17 protein-coding genes are annotated in these 18,834 nt (G+C 33.6%); 12 read left to right on the plus strand and 5 right to left on the minus strand.

Translation table 11 applies throughout. The features are described from left to right. Positions 1-111: 111 nt before the first annotated feature. Positions 112-1,116, minus strand: a complete 1,005-nt coding sequence (locus BOW55_RS05810; protein WP_017497457.1) for a MoxR family ATPase — start codon at positions 1,114-1,116, stop codon at positions 112-114. 212 nt (positions 1,117-1,328) lie between these two features. Between BOW55_RS05810 and BOW55_RS05815 the strand changes: the two genes are divergently transcribed. From BOW55_RS05815 to BOW55_RS05830, 4 genes are all read left to right on the plus strand, one after another. Then, on the plus strand, positions 1,329-2,201 hold the full coding sequence (locus BOW55_RS05815) for an aldo/keto reductase family oxidoreductase (RefSeq protein WP_129023370.1): 873 nt from the start codon (positions 1,329-1,331) through the stop codon (positions 2,199-2,201). Between the two features lie 15 nt (positions 2,202-2,216). Beyond that, a complete protein-coding gene (locus BOW55_RS05820) occupies positions 2,217-2,732 on the plus strand; it encodes a GNAT family N-acetyltransferase (protein WP_129023371.1) in 516 nt (171 codons plus the stop codon). A 172-nt stretch (positions 2,733-2,904) separates the two neighbouring features. Then, positions 2,905-3,657, plus strand: coding sequence for an SDR family NAD(P)-dependent oxidoreductase (locus BOW55_RS05825; protein ID WP_129023372.1), 753 nt, complete (start codon positions 2,905-2,907; stop codon positions 3,655-3,657). 102 nt (positions 3,658-3,759) lie between these two features. Further along, positions 3,760-4,905 (plus strand): ATP-binding protein, encoded by a 1,146-nt coding sequence (locus BOW55_RS05830; protein ID WP_089053295.1) that lies wholly within the window; start codon positions 3,760-3,762, stop codon positions 4,903-4,905. A 73-nt stretch (positions 4,906-4,978) separates the two neighbouring features. On the opposite strand, the gene BOW55_RS05835 is transcribed toward BOW55_RS05830, so the two are convergent. After that, a complete protein-coding gene (locus tag BOW55_RS05835; protein WP_129023373.1) occupies positions 4,979-5,722 on the minus strand; it encodes a DUF3298 and DUF4163 domain-containing protein in 744 nt (247 codons plus the stop codon). Positions 5,723-5,826: 104 nt separating this feature from the next. Between BOW55_RS05835 and BOW55_RS05840 the strand changes: the two genes are divergently transcribed. Further along, a complete protein-coding gene (locus BOW55_RS05840) occupies positions 5,827-6,969 on the plus strand; it encodes a cystathionine gamma-synthase (RefSeq protein ID WP_089053293.1) in 1,143 nt (380 codons plus the stop codon). A 73-nt stretch (positions 6,970-7,042) separates the two neighbouring features. Here BOW55_RS05840 and BOW55_RS05845 read toward each other — a convergent pair whose 3' ends face one another. After that, entirely contained in the window at positions 7,043-7,834 is a 792-nt protein-coding gene (locus BOW55_RS05845) for a glutamate dehydrogenase (RefSeq protein ID WP_129023374.1), read from the minus strand. 324 nt (positions 7,835-8,158) lie between these two features. Here BOW55_RS05845 and gdhA point away from each other — a divergent pair, with 324 nt between their 5' ends. From gdhA to BOW55_RS05870, 5 genes are all read left to right on the plus strand, one after another. After that, entirely contained in the window at positions 8,159-9,502 is a 1,344-nt protein-coding gene (gene gdhA / locus BOW55_RS05850; protein WP_129023375.1) for an NADP-specific glutamate dehydrogenase, read from the plus strand. A gap of 126 nt (positions 9,503-9,628) precedes the next feature. Beyond that, positions 9,629-11,911, plus strand: coding sequence for a T9SS type A sorting domain-containing protein (locus BOW55_RS05855; RefSeq protein WP_129023376.1), 2,283 nt, complete (start codon positions 9,629-9,631; stop codon positions 11,909-11,911). Between the two features lie 67 nt (positions 11,912-11,978). Beyond that, on the plus strand, positions 11,979-12,692 hold the full coding sequence (gene recO, locus BOW55_RS05860) for a DNA repair protein RecO (protein ID WP_129023377.1): 714 nt from the start codon (positions 11,979-11,981) through the stop codon (positions 12,690-12,692). 130 nt (positions 12,693-12,822) lie between these two features. Continuing rightward, positions 12,823-16,224, plus strand: coding sequence for an isoleucine--tRNA ligase (ileS, locus tag BOW55_RS05865; RefSeq protein ID WP_129023378.1), 3,402 nt, complete (start codon positions 12,823-12,825; stop codon positions 16,222-16,224). Between the two features lie 10 nt (positions 16,225-16,234). Beyond that, positions 16,235-16,615: a TraR/DksA C4-type zinc finger protein gene (locus BOW55_RS05870; protein WP_089053287.1), complete on the plus strand. Its 381-nt coding sequence runs from the start codon at positions 16,235-16,237 to the stop codon at positions 16,613-16,615. Positions 16,616-16,852: 237 nt separating this feature from the next. On the opposite strand, the gene BOW55_RS05875 is transcribed toward BOW55_RS05870, so the two are convergent. Both BOW55_RS05875 and BOW55_RS05880 read right to left on the minus strand, forming a co-directional pair. Next, positions 16,853-17,233: a hypothetical protein gene (locus tag BOW55_RS05875; RefSeq protein WP_089053286.1), complete on the minus strand. Its 381-nt coding sequence runs from the start codon at positions 17,231-17,233 to the stop codon at positions 16,853-16,855. 31 nt (positions 17,234-17,264) lie between these two features. Then, on the minus strand, positions 17,265-17,621 hold the full coding sequence (locus BOW55_RS05880; RefSeq protein ID WP_089057101.1) for a roadblock/LC7 domain-containing protein: 357 nt from the start codon (positions 17,619-17,621) through the stop codon (positions 17,265-17,267). 178 nt (positions 17,622-17,799) lie between these two features. Between BOW55_RS05880 and BOW55_RS05885 the strand changes: the two genes are divergently transcribed. Continuing rightward, positions 17,800-18,000: a hypothetical protein gene (locus BOW55_RS05885; RefSeq protein ID WP_129023379.1), complete on the plus strand. Its 201-nt coding sequence runs from the start codon at positions 17,800-17,802 to the stop codon at positions 17,998-18,000. Positions 18,001-18,120: 120 nt separating this feature from the next. Next, complete coding sequence (locus BOW55_RS05890) at positions 18,121-18,720, plus strand: lipoprotein signal peptidase (RefSeq protein ID WP_089053283.1); 600 nt, start codon at positions 18,121-18,123, stop codon at positions 18,718-18,720. Positions 18,721-18,834 lie beyond the last annotated feature (114 nt).

Below are 18,834 nucleotides of genomic sequence, written 5' to 3' on the forward strand. Positions count from 1 at the left end.
AAAGTGTTCAGTTAAGTTCAAATTCTAAAAGGTCTTTCTTTATTTTAGTGTTCAAGGATTAAAGTATCAGTTGTAACTGAATACTAAAAACCTGAACACTGAGCACTTTTTTTAAGGTACTTCAATCTCGTTTACGATTTTGTTGATAATGTCTACAGAAGTAATGTTTTCAGCTTCAGCTTCATAAGTTATTCCAACTCTATGACGTAAAACATCATGTACAACTGCACGAACATCTTCTGGAATTACATATCCGCGACGTTTGATGAAAGCGTAACATTTTGCTGCATTAGCTAAATTGATACTTCCACGCGGAGACGCTCCAAAACTGATAAGAGGTTTTAAATCGGCAAGTTTGTATTTCTCTGGATAACGAGTAGCAAAGATGATATCTAAGATGTATTTTTCGATTTTTTCATCCATATAAACTTCGCGAACTGCTTCTTGCGCACGTAAAATTTGTTCTACAGAAACTACAGGATTTACTTTTTCGTAAGATCCTTTTAAGTTTTGACGAATTACAAAACGCTCTTCGTCGATTTTTGGATAATCAATTACTGTTTTAAGCATAAAACGGTCAACCTGTGCTTCAGGAAGCTGATAAGTTCCTTCTTGCTCAACAGGGTTTTGAGTCGCTAATACTAAAAATGGACGGTCTAGTTTGAAAGTGGTGTCACCAATAGTAACTTGCTTTTCCTGCATCGCCTCTAAAAGAGCTGATTGTACTTTTGCAGGAGCACGGTTAATCTCATCGGCAAGTACGAAATTAGCAAAGATTGGTCCTTTTTTAATAGAAAATTCGTTTGCTTTAATGTTGTAAATCATCGTTCCGATAACATCGGCAGGCAATAAGTCAGGGGTAAACTGGATACGGCTGAAAGATCCTTGAACTGCTTGCGACAAAGTATTTATTGCCAATGTCTTTGCTAATCCAGGTACTCCTTCAAGCAAAATATGTCCTTGACCTAAAAGACCAATCAACAAACGCTCGACCATATGTTTCTGACCCACAATAACTTTGTTCATTTCCATTGTAAGAAGGTCTATAAAAGCGCTTTCTCTCTCAATTTTTTCATTTATCGCTCTAATGTCTAAAGTCGTTGTATTTTCTTCCATATAAATATTTTTAAAACCTTGATTTTTATGCCTGAATTTTGAGAGTGCAAATTGACTATTTTTTGAGAAGTAAGATGTTAAAGAATGGTTAAAACTTCGACCAAAGTTCTAATTTTAAGGACGAATTGTGAATCTATTTTTATATTTTTAAGAACTTTGATGATTATGCTTTTAAAAAGCATACATATTAGCAAAAATAATACAATAAAACCATGAGTAAAACAGCATTATCGCCTATTATTTCGGGCACTATGAATTGGGGAGTTTGGGATAAAAACCTAACAACTAAAGAGATGGAGAATATGATACAAATTTGTGTCGAAAATAAAATCACCACTTTTGATCATGCCGATATTTATGGAGGCTACACTACTGAAGCCGATTTTGGAAAGGCTTTTAAAGCCAGCAAAATTTCGCGTGAAAAACTACAATTAATTACTAAATGCGGTATTCAGATGATTGCTGAAAGCCGTACTAACAAAATCAAACATTACGATTATTCTAAAGAATATATTATTTGGTCTGTCGAAGAATCTCTTAAAAAATTAAAAACAGATTTCGTTGATGTGTTTTTATTGCACAGACCAAGTCCATTGATGCAGGCTGACGAAATTGCGGAAGCTGTTGAAAAATTAAAATCAGAAGGAAAAATTGTTGATTTTGGACTTTCAAATTTCACCAGCTCTCAAACAGAATTGATTCGTCAGAAAACAGAAGTGAGCTACAATCAGGTTCAATTTTCGGCAACTCATTATGAAGCAATGGTTGATGGAAGTTTAGATTATATGCAAACACACGGAATCCGTCCGTTATCATGGAATCCGCTTGGTACCGTATTTAGAGAAGACACGAAAAAAACGCGTCGTTTGAAAAAATTATTGGCAGATTTAGTTCAGAAATATGGTTTTGGTTCTGATACACTTTTACTAGCTTGGATTTTAAAACATCCATCAGGAGTTATTCCAATTGCTGGAACAGTAAACATTGCTAGAATTCAAGCATTAATGAAAGCTGTTGAACTGCAAATGGATAAAGAAGACTGGTTTGCAATTTGGACTGAAAGTATGGGTGATGATGTGCCTTAATCGATATATTCTGAAATGATTCGACTAGAAAAGTTTACTAAAGAGTTTTATCCAGAATTGATCAATTCTATTAAAAATGCAAAAGAATTAATGCAATTTGGCGGACCAGAATTTACTTTTCCGTTAACGGAAGAGCAAATTGATAAAACGCTTTCTGATGAAAACAGAATTGCTTTTAGAGTTGTAAATACTTCTGAGGATACTACGATAGGACATTCTGAAATTTATTTTAAAGATGATTCTGCAAAACTGGGACGAATTCTTGTCATTGATAAAAATCAAAGAGGAAGAGGTGTTGGTGGGCAAATGTTGATTTTATTGTTGAAGTTCATTTTTGAAAACCGAAAAGAGCGACATATCGAATTGAATGTTTTTGATTTTAATATTGGCGCTATAAAATGTTACGAAAAAGTAGGATTCAGTATAAATCCAGATAAAAAGCTAATAAGAGAAGTAGAAGGTGAAACTTGGACGGCGCTTAATATGGTTTTGAATTTGGAGATTTGGAAAAATAAAAATGGACAAAATTAGCTGAATCGTTGGCTTATAAAATAAACACATAGAAACATAGAATTTTATTGTTTTTAAGAAGGTAAAAATAAATGACAAGCATTTACACATAGCTATGTTTGTTAATGCAAGTGAAACGCCTTTTTTGAATTTTTAAAACTATGTCTCTATGTGTTAAAAACAAAATTTAATAATGAAAAAAACAGTTTTAATTACTGGTGCGACAAGCGGAATAGGAAAAGCAACCGCTCAAATTCTAGCAAAAAATAGCTATAAAATTATTCTTTGCGGCAGACGTAAAGAACGTTTAGAAGAATTAGAAAAAGAACTTTCTGCTTTTACCGAAGTGCATTCGCTTTCTTTTGATGTTCGTGATAAAAATGATGTTCTTGAAAAAATAGAATCTCTTCCTGCAGATTTTTCAGATATTGATGTGTTGATTAACAATGCAGGAAACGCACACGGTTTAGATCCAATTCAAACAGGAGATTTAGACGATTGGGATGCTATGATTGATATAAATGTAAAAGGACTTTTGTATGTTTCAAAAGCGGTAATTCCGAAAATGACAGCAAAACAATCGGGTCATATCATTAATATTGGTTCAACCGCTGCAAAAGAAGTTTATCCGAATGGGAATGTGTATTGCGGAACCAAACACGCTGTTGATGCAATTACTGCTGGAATGCGAATTGACTTAAATCCGTTTGGAATTAGAGTGGGAGCTATTCATCCCGGAATGGTAGAAACAGAATTTAGTGAAGTACGTTTTAAAGGAGATGCCGAAAGAGCTTCAAACGTTTACAAAGGTTTTGATCCGCTGCAGGCAGAAGATATCGCAGATATTATTCATTTTGTAGTTTCAAGACCATATCATGTAAATATTGCCGATTTAGTTGTGATGAGTACAGCACAGGCCTCTTCTACTATTGTTAAAAGAGACTAATTTAGATTTTTTAGACTAACTTAGACTTCTTAGATTTGAAGTTTATTACGGTAAAAATCTAAGAAGTCTAAATGTCTAAGCTAGTCTAATAATCTAAAAAGAATGATCAATAAACGCCTTTTAATAAAAAACCTACTTGCTCACAATGACGAGAGCAGTTTTTATGATAAAAAGAGGCAGTTAAATTTACATTCGAGAGAAGGAAAGGGCAAGTTTTTGAAGCATATTTGTGCTTTGTCAAATTCAAATCCAACCAATAATTCTTATATTGTTGTTGGTGTCGAAGATCATGATAATGAGATTGTAGGAGACGACTTTTTTGATGACAGCCGTATTCAAAACCTTGTAAATGCTTTCCTTGAAAACCCTCCTAAAATACAGTACGAAAACGTGCCGTTTCCAAATCTTCCAAAAGATAAAGTAGTTGGATTGGTTACGATTAAACCTAAAAGCAAAATTTCGTATTTTAAAAAAGGAATTCACACCATTCTTGCTAACAGTATTTTTGTGAGGCGTGGTAGTAATTCGATTCCTTTAGAAATTAGTGAAGAAGTTGAAAAAAATTATCAAAATACAGAAACCGTAATTGGTATAGAAAATAGTTCTCGAAACAGTATTCAATATACGCTGGATGGCGTAATTGATTTTATGAATTTCAGGCACAAAGACATGTCGCCTAAATATTACGTTTTTAAAGAATTATTTGTGATTTGCTGGGCTGGTGTTCCTAAAAAATCTCGTGATAAAACATTCTTGTCTCGAGTTGATATTGAATTAATAAACGAACAAATTAAGCTGTTCTACTCAGCGCAAGATGTTGTTACGATTGTTTACGACGATGATAGTTTTACAATAACAGAGTATGTGCCGCTTGGGTTAAACGATAAAACGAGTTATTATCCTTTGGAGAAACAAACTATCCATTTTTTTGATAATGGCTACTATAAAATTGATCGTGAAATACTTTTTCAGCCTCCAGAATTCAACAGGAAAATGCTTTACCATATTTATAACTCGAATATGGCATTACTTCAAAAATTGCAAAAAGGCATTGCTTTATCAGAGCGGGAATTAAAAGATCTGGAGAATCTTCCTTCGACTTTTATGATTTGTTATTTGAATGGTTTCGAAGAAGCCAAGCAAAAACTGATAGATGCTAAGTTGTTGTTGAAACCTTTTGGGCAAGTGTATTTGTCTTTTAAAGAAGCTTTACGTGTTTTGCGCAAAATGAAATATGATGTTCAGTAGATAAGGTGCTAAGGTACTGAGATGCTGAGGTTCTTAGGTTTTTTCTGTAGAGACGCACTGCAGTGCGTCTAAATTATTGAAATTTCAAATATTTACTGACTTTATCATAAGGGAATAAAATCTTTTTTGGACCATCGGCATAAGATGCGGCTTCGTATGAATTATAGTAAAGAAGCAAGCCTTTGTCTGTATAGAAAATGTTCTGAGGCAAATGAAATTTATCGTTTTCAAACATTAATCCTGTTGCGTTTATATTTGATTTTTGCGGAATGTTATATTGAGTTCTGAATTCCTTTTCGGCGAAAGCCAGAAATGCTGCTTCATTTTTAAAAAGCTGATTGTTAAAAATGGTTTTGCCCGTTTTTAAATTAAAAAGTAAAGATCGAAATCCTTGATAACCATGTGCGCCTCCAGTAAAAGTATAATGGTCTATTTTAATGTTTAAAATTTGATCTGATTCAAATTCTATATTTCCAGTTATTTTTCCTTCCCAGCCAAAAGTGTCGTTTGGGAATTTTTGATGCATTTCTTCATAGGATGTAATAAAAGATTTAGACAATGATTTATAGTCATTCACTTTTATAGAGTCTTCTCCAAAATAAATGATTTCTTTTACCACCGCAAAAACTTTTTTGTTGATGCTATCAGCTGCAAGCGAACTATTTTTTGCTATCGGAATATCGATGCTGATTTTTGGGCAGTCATTTTTGCACGGAATAGTTGATTTTTCTTCAAACGTTTCATTTTCAAATGAAAGTCCTTTATTGCAGCTTATAAAAATCAAACACAAAAAGATTAAAAAAGAACAATGTTTCATATCAATAAGTGTTAATTAAATACAAAGGTAAGAAGTTGTGTCACGATAAAATAAATTAAACGGTAAATTTGTGCTGTAAATAAAGATCTAAAATTTATAACGATATGAAATTCAATACTAAGGTAATACACGGTGGTCAGCATCATGATCCAAGTACGGGAGCTGTTATGCCTCCGGTGTATCAAACTTCAACTTTTATTCAAACAAGCCCAGGAAAACCTTTGGCTGATTACGAATATAGCCGAGCGTCAAACCCAACTCGAAGCGCTTTAGAAAATGCATTAGCAAGTATTGAAAACGGTACTCGCGGATTAGCTTTTTCATCAGGTTTAGCAGCGACAGATTGTATTTTAAGATCGTTTAAAGCGGGAGATGAAATTATAGCAATGGATGATTTATATGGAGGAACATACAGGATGTTTTCTCGTATTTATAAAGATTCTGGAATTAAATTTCATTTTGTAGATATGACAGATATTGAAAAATTGAAGTCATTAATTAATGAAAACACAAAACTGGTTTGGGTAGAAACACCTACAAATCCGTTGATGAAATTGGCAGATATTGAGGAAGTAGCCAAAATCACAAAAGAGAATAAAATTTTGTTTGCTGTAGATAATACTTTTGCAACGCCTTATCTGCAAAAACCTCTTGATTTAGGAGCGGATATCGTTATGCATTCTGCTACAAAATATTTAGGCGGACATTCTGATGTTATTGCCGGCGCTTTAATTGTAAAAGATGAGGCTTTGGGAGATCAATTGCATTTTCAACAATTTGCAACTGGTGCTACACTTGGACCAATGGATAGTTTTTTAGTTTTAAGAGGAATTAAAACACTTTCATTAAGAGTGCAGAGACATTGTGAAAATGGAGAAAAAGTGGTGGAGTTTTTAAGCAATCATCCAAAAATTGATACTGTTTATTATCCGGGATTAAAAAGCCATCCGTTTCACGAAATCGCTAAGAAACAAATGAAGGCTTTTGGCGGAATGGTTTCTTTTACTTTTAAATCAGGTAAAAAAGAAGATTCTATTGCATTTCTAGAAAAATTAAAAGTTTTCACTCTTGCAGAATCTTTGGGAGGAGTAGAGTCTTTGGCGAATCATCCAGCTTTAATGACACACGCTTCTATTCCAGCTGATAAAAGAGCCGAAGTTGGTATTACAGATGATTTAGTTCGATTAAGTGTAGGTATTGAAGATGCCGAAGATTTAATTGCCGATCTAGAACAAGCTTTAGCATAAAGGTTAAATCTTCAAATAAAAAATCCCAAAATAATTAAGATTGGAATTTGGGATTTTTTTTATTCCTGTTTTTTTAGAAATCCAGATAATAAATGTATCCTGCATTAAACCAGACTTGCCAATCGTTTGATTTGTTTTCTTTGTAAATGTCTTTGTTTGGATTTAAACCATCGACCCAGTCAGAATTAAAGGCTTGAAAACGTGCTTCAAGCATTAAATCGCTCATTCTGGTTAATTTGTAATGAATGCCTGCAGCAGCAGTTGCTGATAAGACTAAATTACTTTCGCTTGAATAGCCATGTTCACGACCATCAGAAGGAGTTAAGTATTTTAAGGGTGTAGTTTCAATAGTTCCTAATTCGCCGAAACCAGATTTTGTTTTGGTTGAGTAATAGCTGACAAGAAAACCTAAACTTACATAAGGGCTTAAACTTCCAGGACTATTTTCGTAATCGTGAACTTTCATAAAAGGAGAAAACTCTAATTGCGGTCCAAGATTAATCGTGCTTGTACTTCCGCTCATGGCTTTAAGTCTTTGGACTCCTAATGTTGGAGGATTTTTACTAACCCATTTGCCAAAATGATGAAGATTGGTTTTAGTGAATGAAAACTCAGTGCGCACTTTGAAGTGTTCTGAAAAAAAATGCTCTTTGTTATTATTTGATGAAAAGTTGAGAAAGTGAATGATTCCTACGCCAAAACCTGTATTACCAGCGTTTGTGTCAAAGTTGTTTCGCTCACCATAATCTGATTGAAAAGTTACGGGGCCAAACATAATTCCTATTTCATGTGCAAGAGATGACTGCGCATTTATTGTTGAAATTCCAAACAAGGCGAAAATAATGAAATATAGGCGTTTACACATTTTTAAGGCTTTCAAATATTGGGTAAATATATAAAAAACGTGATCTATTCAAAATATTATGATCTTCTATTAGAAAATTGGTAACAAAACACTTAATTTTCTAACTTTAAGTACTGCAATTGGATGTAAATTCGAAAGGGAAAAATTGTATTTGATTGTTTGTTTAGAAATAACACAATTCTTCTTCAAAAACGAAAAAAATAACAATGCATGATCATTTTGATGTATCTTTGTCAGTTGTAACGAAAACGTTTTCTTAAAACGTATTTTCTTATTTTAAAGGGTTAAAAGTTAAACTATTATTTGAATAATTTATTTAAAAAAATGGAACAAAAAATAAATGAATTTATGGCTCAAGTTGAGTCAAAAAATCCAAATGAGCCAGAATTTCTTCAAGCGGTTAGAGAATTTGCAGAAACCGTAATCCCATTTATCGCAGAACGCAAGAAGTATGACGGAAAAAATTTACTTCTTAGAATTGCTGAGCCGGAAAGATCTATAATTTTTAGAGTTCCGTGGGTTGACGACAAAGGAGAAATAATTGTAAATAGAGGTTTTAGAATTCAAATGAATTCTGCAATTGGACCTTACAAAGGAGGAATTAGATTTCATCACACAGTAAACTTATCTGTTTTGAAATTCTTGGCCTTCGAACAGGTTTTTAAAAATAGTTTGACAACACTGCCAATGGGTGGTGGAAAAGGAGGTTCTGATTTTGATCCTGAAGGAAAATCTGATGGAGAGATCATGCGTTTCTGTCAATCATTTATGACTGAGTTATGCCGTCATATTGGTCCAGACTTAGATGTCCCTGCTGGTGATATTGGTGTTGGAGCAAGAGAAATTGGTTACCTTTTTGGTCAATACAAAAGAATTAGAAATGAGTTTACTGGAGTTTTAACTGGAAAAGGAATTGCTTACGGTGGTTCTTTGATTAGACCAGAAGCTACAGGTTATGGAGTTGTTTACTTTACAGATCAGATGCTTAGAACTATTGGGCATGATATTAAAGGTAAAAGAGTTGCTATTTCTGGATTTGGAAACGTAGCTTGGGGAGTTGCCTTAAAAATAAACGAATTAGGAGGTAAACTAGTTACTATTTCTGGTCCTGATGGTTATATTTATGATGAAGAAGGAATCTCTGGAGAGAAAATCGATCATATGGTCGAAATGAGAGCAAGTGGAGATAATAGAGCCGAAAGATATTTAGAGAAATATCCAAATGCTGTTTTCCATAAAGGAAAAAGCCCTTGGGAAGTAAAAGTGGATATCGCTATTCCTTGTGCTACTCAAAATGAATTGAATGGAGAAGATGCTCAGAAACTTATCGATAACGGTGTTTTATGTGTAACTGAAGCGGCAAACATGCCTTCGACTTTAGATGCTATTAAATTGTTCTTAGATAATAAAGTACTTTTTGCTCCAGGAAAAGCAGCGAATGCTGGTGGAGTTGCAGCGTCTGGATTAGAAATGACACAAAACTCAATTCGTTTGAACTGGACAAGTGAAGAAGTAGATTTGAGATTGAAAGATATCATGGTTGGAATTCACAACCAATGTAAAAAATACGGTGCAGAAGAAGATGGTTATGTAAACTATGTAAAAGGAGCTAACATTGCCGGATTTGTTAAAGTTGCCGATGCTATGCTTGCTCAAGGTGTAGTGTAAGATTAATTACAATTGAAAAATGCTCTCATTTGTCTTTCAGGATGAATCGAGAGCATTTTTTTTGTGCAGTAACAAAAATTAAATGTACTTGTTTATAGTATATTTGTCTATCTGAATATAGTAATAATGACAAGAAAGGCGCTTTGTATTTTGTTTTTGACTTTGTTTCAATTTGGTTTTGCGCAAAGTCAATTGTCATGGCAGGGTTATTTTTCCTTCAATGAAATTAAAGATATTTCAGAGTCTTCAAATACAGTTTTTGCCGCATCAGAAAATGCATTGTTTTTTAAAAACACCGCTTCAAATGTATTGAAGACGAAAACAACCGTAGATGGTCTTTCTGGGCAAACAATTTCTGCGGTTTATTATAGTGAAGCTTTTAAAAAAACAATCATTGGTTACGAAAATGGTTTAATGCTTATTATTAATGAAACTGACGGAAGTATAACCAAGAAAGTCGATATTATAAACAAACAGCTTCCTTCAAATCTAAAAAAAATCAATCATATAATGGAGCATAACGGATTGCTCTATGTTGCGTGCGATTTTGGAATTGTACAGTTCAATTTGGCGACATTGCAGTTTGGAGATACTTATTTTATAGGAGACAATGGTGCTGAAATAAGCGTAAAGCAAACTACTTTTTTTAACGGTTTTATTTTTGCTGCCACTTCCTCAGGAATTAGAAAAGCAGATGCAGCAAGTGCTAATTTAAATGATTTTAATCAATGGACTGTTGTGAATACCGGCGATTGGTCAAGTGTTGAAGCTTTAGATTTAGAGCTGATAGCAATTAACGCTTCGGGTTATATTCATCGCTATAATTCGATTAGTTTTATTGGTTTTTTACAACTTCCTCAGTCTTCTTCTGATATGCGCGCAGTAAACCAAAATTTATTTATTACAATCCCTAACACAGTATATGTTTATAATAATCAGATGATTTTAAGTCGTCAGATTTCAAATGCTCAGGTTTTAGATAGTAGTTTGGTTTTTACATGTGCTACAGCAGTTGGAGATTTATTATATATTGGAACAAAAGATAAAGGATTGATGACTTCTTCGCTTAGTAGTGCTGGAGTTTTTATAAACAGTACTCCGGCAGGACCTTTTAGAAATAATATTTTTTCATTAGATGTTACGCCAAATGTACTTTGGGCAGTTTATGGAGATTATGATACTTATTACAATCCGTACGATTTAGATAGTTACGGAATTAGTAAATACGCATCTTCTAACTGGCTGAATATTCCGTATTCTCAAGTATATGATGCAAAATCTATAACAAGAATTATTGTAAATCCTAAAAATGAAAAACAAGTTTATGCAAGTTCTTTTTTCTCGGGTTTGCTTCGGGTAGAAGATGATGTTCCTAATTTTTTATATAACGAAAAAAACAGCGGCCTGGAAAGTATAACTTATGAAGGGCCAAATTATAAAGATGTTCGTATAAATGGAACTGCATTTGATAAAACCGGAAACCTCTGGATAACAAACAGCAGGATTAAAAATGGACTGAAAGTTTTGAAAGCCAACGGTCAATGGCAGAGTTACGCAACCAGCTCAATTTTGAATAATGCCGAAACAACCAGTTATGCTAATATTGTTATTGATAGAAATAATACCAAATGGATTTCGACAAGTAACGAAGGTGTGATTGCTTTCAATGAGAGTACAAATGCATTCAAGAAAATGACATTTGGTGTTGATGCAGGAAATTTGCCGTCTGCAGATGTGAGATCTGTGATAATAGATACTAAAAATCAACTTTGGATAGGAACTACAAAAGGATTAAGAGTTTTGTCGAACGTGGGAAGTTTTCAATCTGATAGTCAGTTAAAGGCAAATCCGATTATTATCATGGAGGATAATTTGGCTCAGGAACTAATGTATGAACAGTTTATTACTTCTATAGCAGTAGATGGATCAAATAATAAATGGATTGGAACGGCTGATTCTGGAGTTTTTATGGTTTCGCCTAACGGGCAGGAAACAAAATATCATTTTACTATTAATAATTCGCCAATGCCAAGTAATATGGTGAATGATATTAAGATTAATAGCGTAACCGGAGAAGTTTTTATAGCGACAAACAAAGGAATGATTTCATTTAAAGGAGTTGCAACTGGAGCTAATGATGATTTGAGTAATGTTTATGTGTATCCAAATCCAGTTCGTCCAACCTATTCAGGAACCATAAAAGTGGCTGGATTGTTAGATAAAGCCAATGTTAAAATTACTGATATTGAAGGGAATCTTGTTTTCGAAACCACTTCAGAAGGCGGTACAATAGAATGGGATACAACTGCTTTTGGTAAATATAAAGTAGCCTCTGGTGTGTATATGGTTTTTATCTCGGCGCAAGACGGAGGAGAAACAAAAGTTAAAAAAGTGATGATAATTAGATAATGTGAAAATTGAGATAATTAGATAATTGCTAAATAACTAAGAAGTCTCATAATCTAAAAATATAAAAGTGCTCGTTAAAACAAAAGCCATAGTAATCTCCTCTTTAAAATTTCAGGAAAAAAGCCTGATCGTAAAATGCTTTACGCTTTCAAGCGGCTTGAAGTCTTATTTTGTGCGTGATGCATTTTCCAGTCGAAAAGCGAGTCAGAAAATTGCTTATTTTCAACCGTTGTCGATTTTAGAGATTGAAGCCGTACATAAAAACAAAGGCACTTTAGAAAATTTTAAAGAAATAAAAACCGCAGTTCCTTTTCAAAGTATTCATACCGATCTTGTAAAAAGCACTATGGTAATGTTTCTTTCGGAAATGCTTCATTATTCTATTCAAGAAGAAGAAAAAAACGAATCGCTTTTTGTGTTTTTAGAAACCGCATTGACTTGGCTGGATCATCATGAAGAAATTTCAAATTTTCATTTAATTTTACTTTTAGAAATTACAAAATATCTCGGCTTTTATCCAGATGTTTCGGAAATTGATCTGCCTCATTTTGAGATGAATGATGGCGTTTTTACACTTTTTTCAGGCGGAAATACACTTTCTGAGCACGAAACCAATTTGCTTAGAAAATTACTCGATTTAAAATTTGATAACGATCAAAAAGTTTTTCATGTTGTAGAAAGACAAATGCTGCTAAAAATTATTATTGATTACTATAGTTTTCATTTAGACGGATTCAAAAAGCCGAAATCTTTAGAGATTTTAAAAGAAATTTTCTCTTAAATCAGCCAAAAGGCTGTTTTTTTTTGCGGAATCCACGTGAAATTACCTGTTATTGGTCTTTTTTCCGTCATCTTTTCTCTATTTCCCTCAAAATTCCTTACTTTCGCACCTCGTTTAAGAAAAGGATAAAATGAGCACAAAATTTACTGAATACAAAGGACTTGACTTACCAACTGTAGCGTCTGAAGTTCTTGATTTTTGGAAGAAAGAAAATATATTTGAAAAGAGTGTAACTACTCGCGAAGGTGCAGAACCTTACGTATTTTTTGAAGGTCCGCCTTCGGCAAATGGATTACCGGGAATTCACCACGTAATGGCGCGTGCGATTAAAGATATTTTTTGCAGATATAAAACTCAAAAAGGTTTTCAGGTAAAAAGAAAAGCCGGATGGGATACTCACGGTTTGCCTGTAGAATTAGGTACTGAGAAAGAATTAGGAATTACAAAAGAAGATATCGGCAAAACGATTTCGATCGAAGAATATAACGAAGCGTGTAAAAAAACCGTTATGCGTTATACTGACGTATGGAATGATTTGACCGAAAAAATGGGTTATTGGGTAGATATGGAAGATCCATATGTAACTTATAAACCAAAATATATGGAATCTGTTTGGTGGCTTTTAAAACAAATCTACGATAAAGGTTTGTTGTACAAAGGATACACGATTCAGCCATATTCTCCAAAAGCAGGAACAGGATTATCTTCTCACGAAGTAAATCAGCCTGGAGCTTACCGTGATGTTACCGATACTACGATTGTAGCACAGTTCAAGACATTGCCAGAAACTTTGCCAAGCTTTTTACAAGGTTTTGGAGATATTCACATTTTGGCTTGGACGACAACGCCTTGGACGCTTCCGTCAAATACAGCTTTGACAGTTGGACCAAAAATCGATTATGTTTTAGTAAAAACATTCAATCAATACACTTTTGAGCCAATCAATGTTGTTTTAGCTAAAAACTTAGTTGGAAAACAATTCGGAAAAGGATTTTTCTTAAGTGAAGACGATGCTGATTTTGATAATGTTAAAAACGGCGATAAAAAACTTCCATACAAAATCTTAACCGAAGCAAAAGGAGCTGATTTAGTAGAAATTCGTTACGAACAATTATTGCCTTACGTATTGCCATATCAAAATGCAGAAAATGCATTTAGAGTAATCGCAGGAGATTTCGTTACTACCGAAGACGGAACAGGAGTTGTGCATACCGCTCCAACTTTTGGTGCAGATGATGCTAAAGTTGCCAAAGAAGCAAAGCCGGAAGTTCCGCCAATGTTGGTTTTAGACGAAAATGGAACAGCTGTTCCTTTGGTGGATTTACAAGGAAAATTCACTTCACATGTAGGTGAACTTGCTGGTAAATATGTGAAAAACGAATATTATGATGCAGGTCAGGCGCCAGAGCGTTCTGTTGATGTTGAAATTGCTATTCGATTAAAAGAAGAAAATAAAGCCTTTAAGGTTGAAAAATACGTGCACAGTTATCCACACAGCTGGAGAACAGATGAGCCGTTATTATACTATCCTCTAGATTCATGGTTCATCAAAGTAACCGATGTAAAAGATAGAATGTTCGACCTGAACGAAACTATCAATTGGAAACCTAAGTCTACTGGTGAAGGACGTTTTGGAAATTGGCTTAAAAATGCCAACGACTGGAACTTATCTCGTTCTAGATATTGGGGAATTCCGTTGCCAATTTGGAGAACTGAAGACAAAAAAGAAGAAGTTCTTATTGGTTCTGTAGAAGAATTGTACAATGCGATCGAGAAATCTATCGAAGCAGGTTTTCAAAAAGAAAACCCATTCAAAGGTTTTGAAATCGGAAATATGTCTGAATCTAATTATGATTTAATTGACTTGCATAAAAATGTAGTTGATCAAATTACGTTGGTTTCAGCTTCAGGACAGCCAATGAAGCGCGAAAGCGATTTAATTGATGTTTGGTTCGATTCTGGAGCAATGCCTTATGCACAATGGCATTATCCTTTTGAAAACAAAGATAAAATTGACGATAATAAAGATTTTCCAGCGAATTTTATTGCAGAAGGAGTTGATCAAACTCGTGGATGGTTTTATACTTTACACGCTATTGGAACTTTGGTTTTTGATAAAGTTGCCTATAAAAATGTAGTTTCGAATGGTTTGGTTTTGGATAAAAACGGACAAAAAATGTCGAAACGTTTAGGAAACGCAACAGATCCTTTTGAAACAATTGCAGAATATGGTCCAGATGCTACGCGTTGGTACATGATTTCAAATGCAAATCCTTGGGATAACTTGAAATTTGATATCGAAGGAATCGCTGAGGTTCGCCGTAAATTCTTCGGAACTTTATATAACACGTATTCATTCTTCTCATTATATGCCAATATCGATGGATTTAAATACGCTGAAGCGGAAATTCCATTAAATGAAAGACCAGAAATCGATCAGTGGATTATATCTGAACTGAATACTTTAGTGAAGTTTGTTGATGAATGTTACGAAGATTATGAGCCAACAAAAGCTACAAGAGCTATTTCTGAATTCGTTCAGGAGAATTTGAGTAACTGGTACGTTCGTTTATGTCGTCGTCGTTTCTGGAAAGGAGAATATGCTCATGATAAAATCGCAGCTTACCAAACGCTTTACACTTGTTTATTAACGATAAGCAAATTAAGTGCTCCGGTCGCTCCTTTTTTCATGGATAAATTATACCGAGATTTGACCGCTTCGACTGGAACTGAGGATTTTGCTAGTGTTCACTTGGCTGAATTCCCAAAATTTGTCGAAAACTTTGTTAATAAAACGTTAGAAAGCAAAATGCAGAAGGCGCAGACAATCTCTTCTTTAGTTTTATCCCTTCGTAAAAAGGAGATGATTAAAGTACGTCAACCGCTGCAAAAGGTAATGATACCAATACTTGACGAGAATCAGAGAGCAGAAATTGAAGCTATTTCTGAGCTTGTAAAAGCCGAAGTAAACGTGAAAGAAATCGTACTTTTAGATGATGACTCAGGTATTTTAGTGAAACAAATTAAGCCTAATTTTAAGGCGTTAGGACCACGTTTTGGAAAAGATATGGGTCTGATTTCCAAAGAAATACAAGCTTTTTCGGCTGAGCAAATTAATCAGTTAGATAAGCAGGGAACGTTGGATATTGTTATTTCTGGAAATAATGTAACTTTATCACTAGAAGACGTCGAAATAACATCGCAAGATATCGAAGGATGGCTGGTTGCAAATTCAAATGGAATTACAGTTGCGCTTGACATTACAATATCTGAAGAATTGAAAAATGAAGGAATCGCGAGAGAATTAGTAAACAGAATTCAGAATATCCGTAAAGATTCAGGATTTGAAGTTACTGATAAGATCAAAGTTCAAATTAAACGAAATGGACTTTTAGAAGAAGCTATTTTGAAAAATGAAGACTATATTAAGTCTGAGACATTAACAGACGACTTGGTTTTTGTAGACGCTTTAGAAAACGGCACAGAAATTGAGTTTGATGATATTAAAACAGTGATATTAATTTCAAAATAAGATAAATACCATGATAGATGAAATTACAAGATACTCTGACGCTGATTTGGCAGAGTTCAAAGAAATAATACAAAGCAAAATTAAAAAAGCACAAGAAGATCTTGATTTGATCAAAAGTGCCTATATGAATGATTTGAATAACGGAACAGACGATACTTCTCCAACTTTTAAAGCTTTTGAAGAAGGAAGTGAAACAATGTCTAAAGAAGCAAACTCTCAGTTGGCTATCAGACAAGAAAAGTTTATTCGCGATTTAAAAAACGCGCTATTCCGTGTTGAAAATAAAACATATGGTATTTGCAAAGTAACAGGTAAATTAATCAGCAAAGAAAGGCTTAAAATCGTTCCTCATGCAACAATGAGTATCGAAGCTAAAAATTTGCAGAGATAATAAATATATCTATCCAAAAAATAACGCTCCTTTTAGGGGCGTTTTTTTTTGTTTAATGTTTTTGAGGAATAGTAGTACTAGTGTTTAAATCTATTTGAAAGAATTTATTTTCAAAGTAAGAGATCATTATTGTTTTTGGGTTTTCCTTTTTGTAGGAATCGTAATTGCAGAGATAAAAGTATGTTTAAATTAGAACTGCCCAACTTAAGACAGTTCTAATTTTAAGAATAATGAAAATTAAGCAAGATTTTTTTCTAAGTCTGCTTTGTGTTTTCTTAAAACCGCTCTTGTCATTCCAAGATTTGCTTTTTGTGCATCAGCAGCCAAATAAATCATGAATTTTTTGTTAGGAGAAATGTCGATAACGTGAATTTGATTTGAAAGCGTAATTAAAATATCCTCAATGTCTTGATTCAAGTTTAAAGCTTTTACAGCATTTAGTTTAGCCTTTACTACTTCAAGGTTATAAGCTGCGGCTAATTCTGGGTCAAAAGCGGGATCAATAGTTAAATTGCCAAAGCTTAATCCTGATTCAATTTCAGTTACAGATACTGCAATAAAGCCATTTACATTAGTTTTCATTTCATTTAAAAACACGTTTAAAAAATCGTTGCTCATAGTTTTTGGGTTTGTGGTTAATAGATTTATGTTATTTCAATAGGGAATTTTTACTAAGTTCTGATGATAGTTCGTCAGTTGAACGCATTAATAAGGCAAGATTGCTTCCTTCTTTCGAAAACACAATGACGAAATTTGTGCCGCTGATTTTGTTTCCAATGACTACACCTTCAGAGGTTTTTAGATAAAGTTGTTTAAGAAGGCCTTTTTCTAGATCAAGAAGAAACTTTTCGCTCATTGATAAAATTGCTGCACTCATAGCGGCAACACTGTCTCCATAATCTAAATTCAGGGAGGTGATGAGTTTTCCTTTTCCGTTTAAAATTAAAGCCGCAGTTGCTTTGGTGCTGGTTAAAAAGTCATTTAATGCAGAAGTGATTTCGTTCATATTTTTGTAGGATTAGGGATGTTGTTAAAAATAGGTGGTATTTCACATTGGTTCGGCAATTTTTTTAATGTAATAACTAAACAATTGTTAATTTTATTAACAAATATAAATTAAAATATGTATCATTGTAATATCAAATCGTTATTATTTTATTTTTTTTACTTATAAAACTTACATTATGGCTAAAGCATTGAAATTCAAGGATGTAAATTCTGACGTCGAGAGCAGAATGAAGGAATTTGAGAAGTTAAGAACAAAATTTAAATCTGATTTGAGCAAAGCTGCGGCGAAAAAAAGTACCGCAGGAGCAGAAGGAAAAGGGCTGCTAAAATCTATTTCTAATTTTTTTGCTGATAGTCCTGCAACAGCAAAAAAGTAGATTTTCGAACTGTGTTTAATGAAAACTGATGAGGTTTAGATTTACTGCAAAGAATTAACGTTCCTTTAGGGACGTTTTTTTTGATTTAATTACTATTTTTGCCCATCAAAATTTCTTAAAATGTCATTACGAAAAGCGTATTTCCTTATATTTTTAGTTTTAATTGTCGATCAGCTTTCAAAAATCTATGTAAAAACAAACTTTGTTTTAGGCGAAGAAGTTGTGATTTTTGATTGGTTTAGAATTCATTTTATAGAAAATGAAGGAATGGCATGGGGAACAAAAATACCAGGAGAATACGGAAAATTAATCTTAACCGTTTTTAGAATTTTTGCCGTATTCGGAATTGGATGGTGGCTTTCGGATGCTATTAAAAAACGTCATTCTACTTATTTGATTGTTTCTATCGCATTAATATTTGCTGGAGCAGCTGGTAATATTATTGATTCTGTTTTTTATGGAGTAATTTTTGACGACAGCACGCATAGTTTAGCAACAATTTTCTCGCCTGAACCATACGGAACATGGTTTCATGGTTTAGTAGTTGATATGTTTTATTTCCCAATTTGGGAGGGTAATCTGCCTTCTTGGATCCCTGTTTTTGGCGGAAAACATTTTATGTTTTTTAATGCCATTTTTAATGTTGCCGATATGGCTATCTCTACAGGAGTTGGAATATTATTAGTTTTTAATAAAAGAGCATTCCCAAAACACGCATAAATATTTCAAAATAGTAAAATTCCAAATTCCAATATTTGAGGCATTCATTGCAGGTAAATATTGGAATTTGGAATTTTTCATTATTGGGATTTAATAATATTGTGCTATTTTTAC

Source organism: Flavobacterium sp. YO12 (assembly GCF_004119495.1).
Taxonomy (GTDB): domain Bacteria; phylum Bacteroidota; class Bacteroidia; order Flavobacteriales; family Flavobacteriaceae; genus Flavobacterium.

Bases quoted from the DNA above. Each gene is read 5' to 3' on its own strand.
- BOW55_RS05810 (WP_017497457.1), bottom strand. From the start codon at position 1,116: ATGGAAGAAAATACAACGACTTTAGACATTAGAGCGATAAATGAAAAA.
- BOW55_RS05815 (WP_129023370.1), top strand. From the start codon at position 1,329: ATGAGTAAAACAGCATTATCGCCTATTATTTCGGGCACTATGAATTGG.
- BOW55_RS05820 (WP_129023371.1), top strand. From the start codon at position 2,217: ATGATTCGACTAGAAAAGTTTACTAAAGAGTTTTATCCAGAATTGATC.
- BOW55_RS05825 (WP_129023372.1), top strand. From the start codon at position 2,905: ATGAAAAAAACAGTTTTAATTACTGGTGCGACAAGCGGAATAGGAAAA.
- BOW55_RS05830 (WP_089053295.1), top strand. From the start codon at position 3,760: ATGATCAATAAACGCCTTTTAATAAAAAACCTACTTGCTCACAATGAC.
- BOW55_RS05835 (WP_129023373.1), bottom strand. From the start codon at position 5,722: ATGAAACATTGTTCTTTTTTAATCTTTTTGTGTTTGATTTTTATAAGC.
- BOW55_RS05840 (WP_089053293.1), top strand. From the start codon at position 5,827: ATGAAATTCAATACTAAGGTAATACACGGTGGTCAGCATCATGATCCA.
- BOW55_RS05845 (WP_129023374.1), bottom strand. From the start codon at position 7,834: ATGTGTAAACGCCTATATTTCATTATTTTCGCCTTGTTTGGAATTTCA.
- gdhA (WP_129023375.1), top strand. From the start codon at position 8,159: ATGGAACAAAAAATAAATGAATTTATGGCTCAAGTTGAGTCAAAAAAT.
- BOW55_RS05855 (WP_129023376.1), top strand. From the start codon at position 9,629: ATGACAAGAAAGGCGCTTTGTATTTTGTTTTTGACTTTGTTTCAATTT.
- ileS (WP_129023378.1), top strand. From the start codon at position 12,823: ATGAGCACAAAATTTACTGAATACAAAGGACTTGACTTACCAACTGTA.
- BOW55_RS05870 (WP_089053287.1), top strand. From the start codon at position 16,235: ATGATAGATGAAATTACAAGATACTCTGACGCTGATTTGGCAGAGTTC.
- BOW55_RS05875 (WP_089053286.1), bottom strand. From the start codon at position 17,233: ATGAGCAACGATTTTTTAAACGTGTTTTTAAATGAAATGAAAACTAAT.
- BOW55_RS05880 (WP_089057101.1), bottom strand. From the start codon at position 17,621: ATGAACGAAATCACTTCTGCATTAAATGACTTTTTAACCAGCACCAAA.
- BOW55_RS05885 (WP_129023379.1), top strand. From the start codon at position 17,800: ATGGCTAAAGCATTGAAATTCAAGGATGTAAATTCTGACGTCGAGAGC.
- BOW55_RS05890 (WP_089053283.1), top strand. From the start codon at position 18,121: ATGTCATTACGAAAAGCGTATTTCCTTATATTTTTAGTTTTAATTGTC.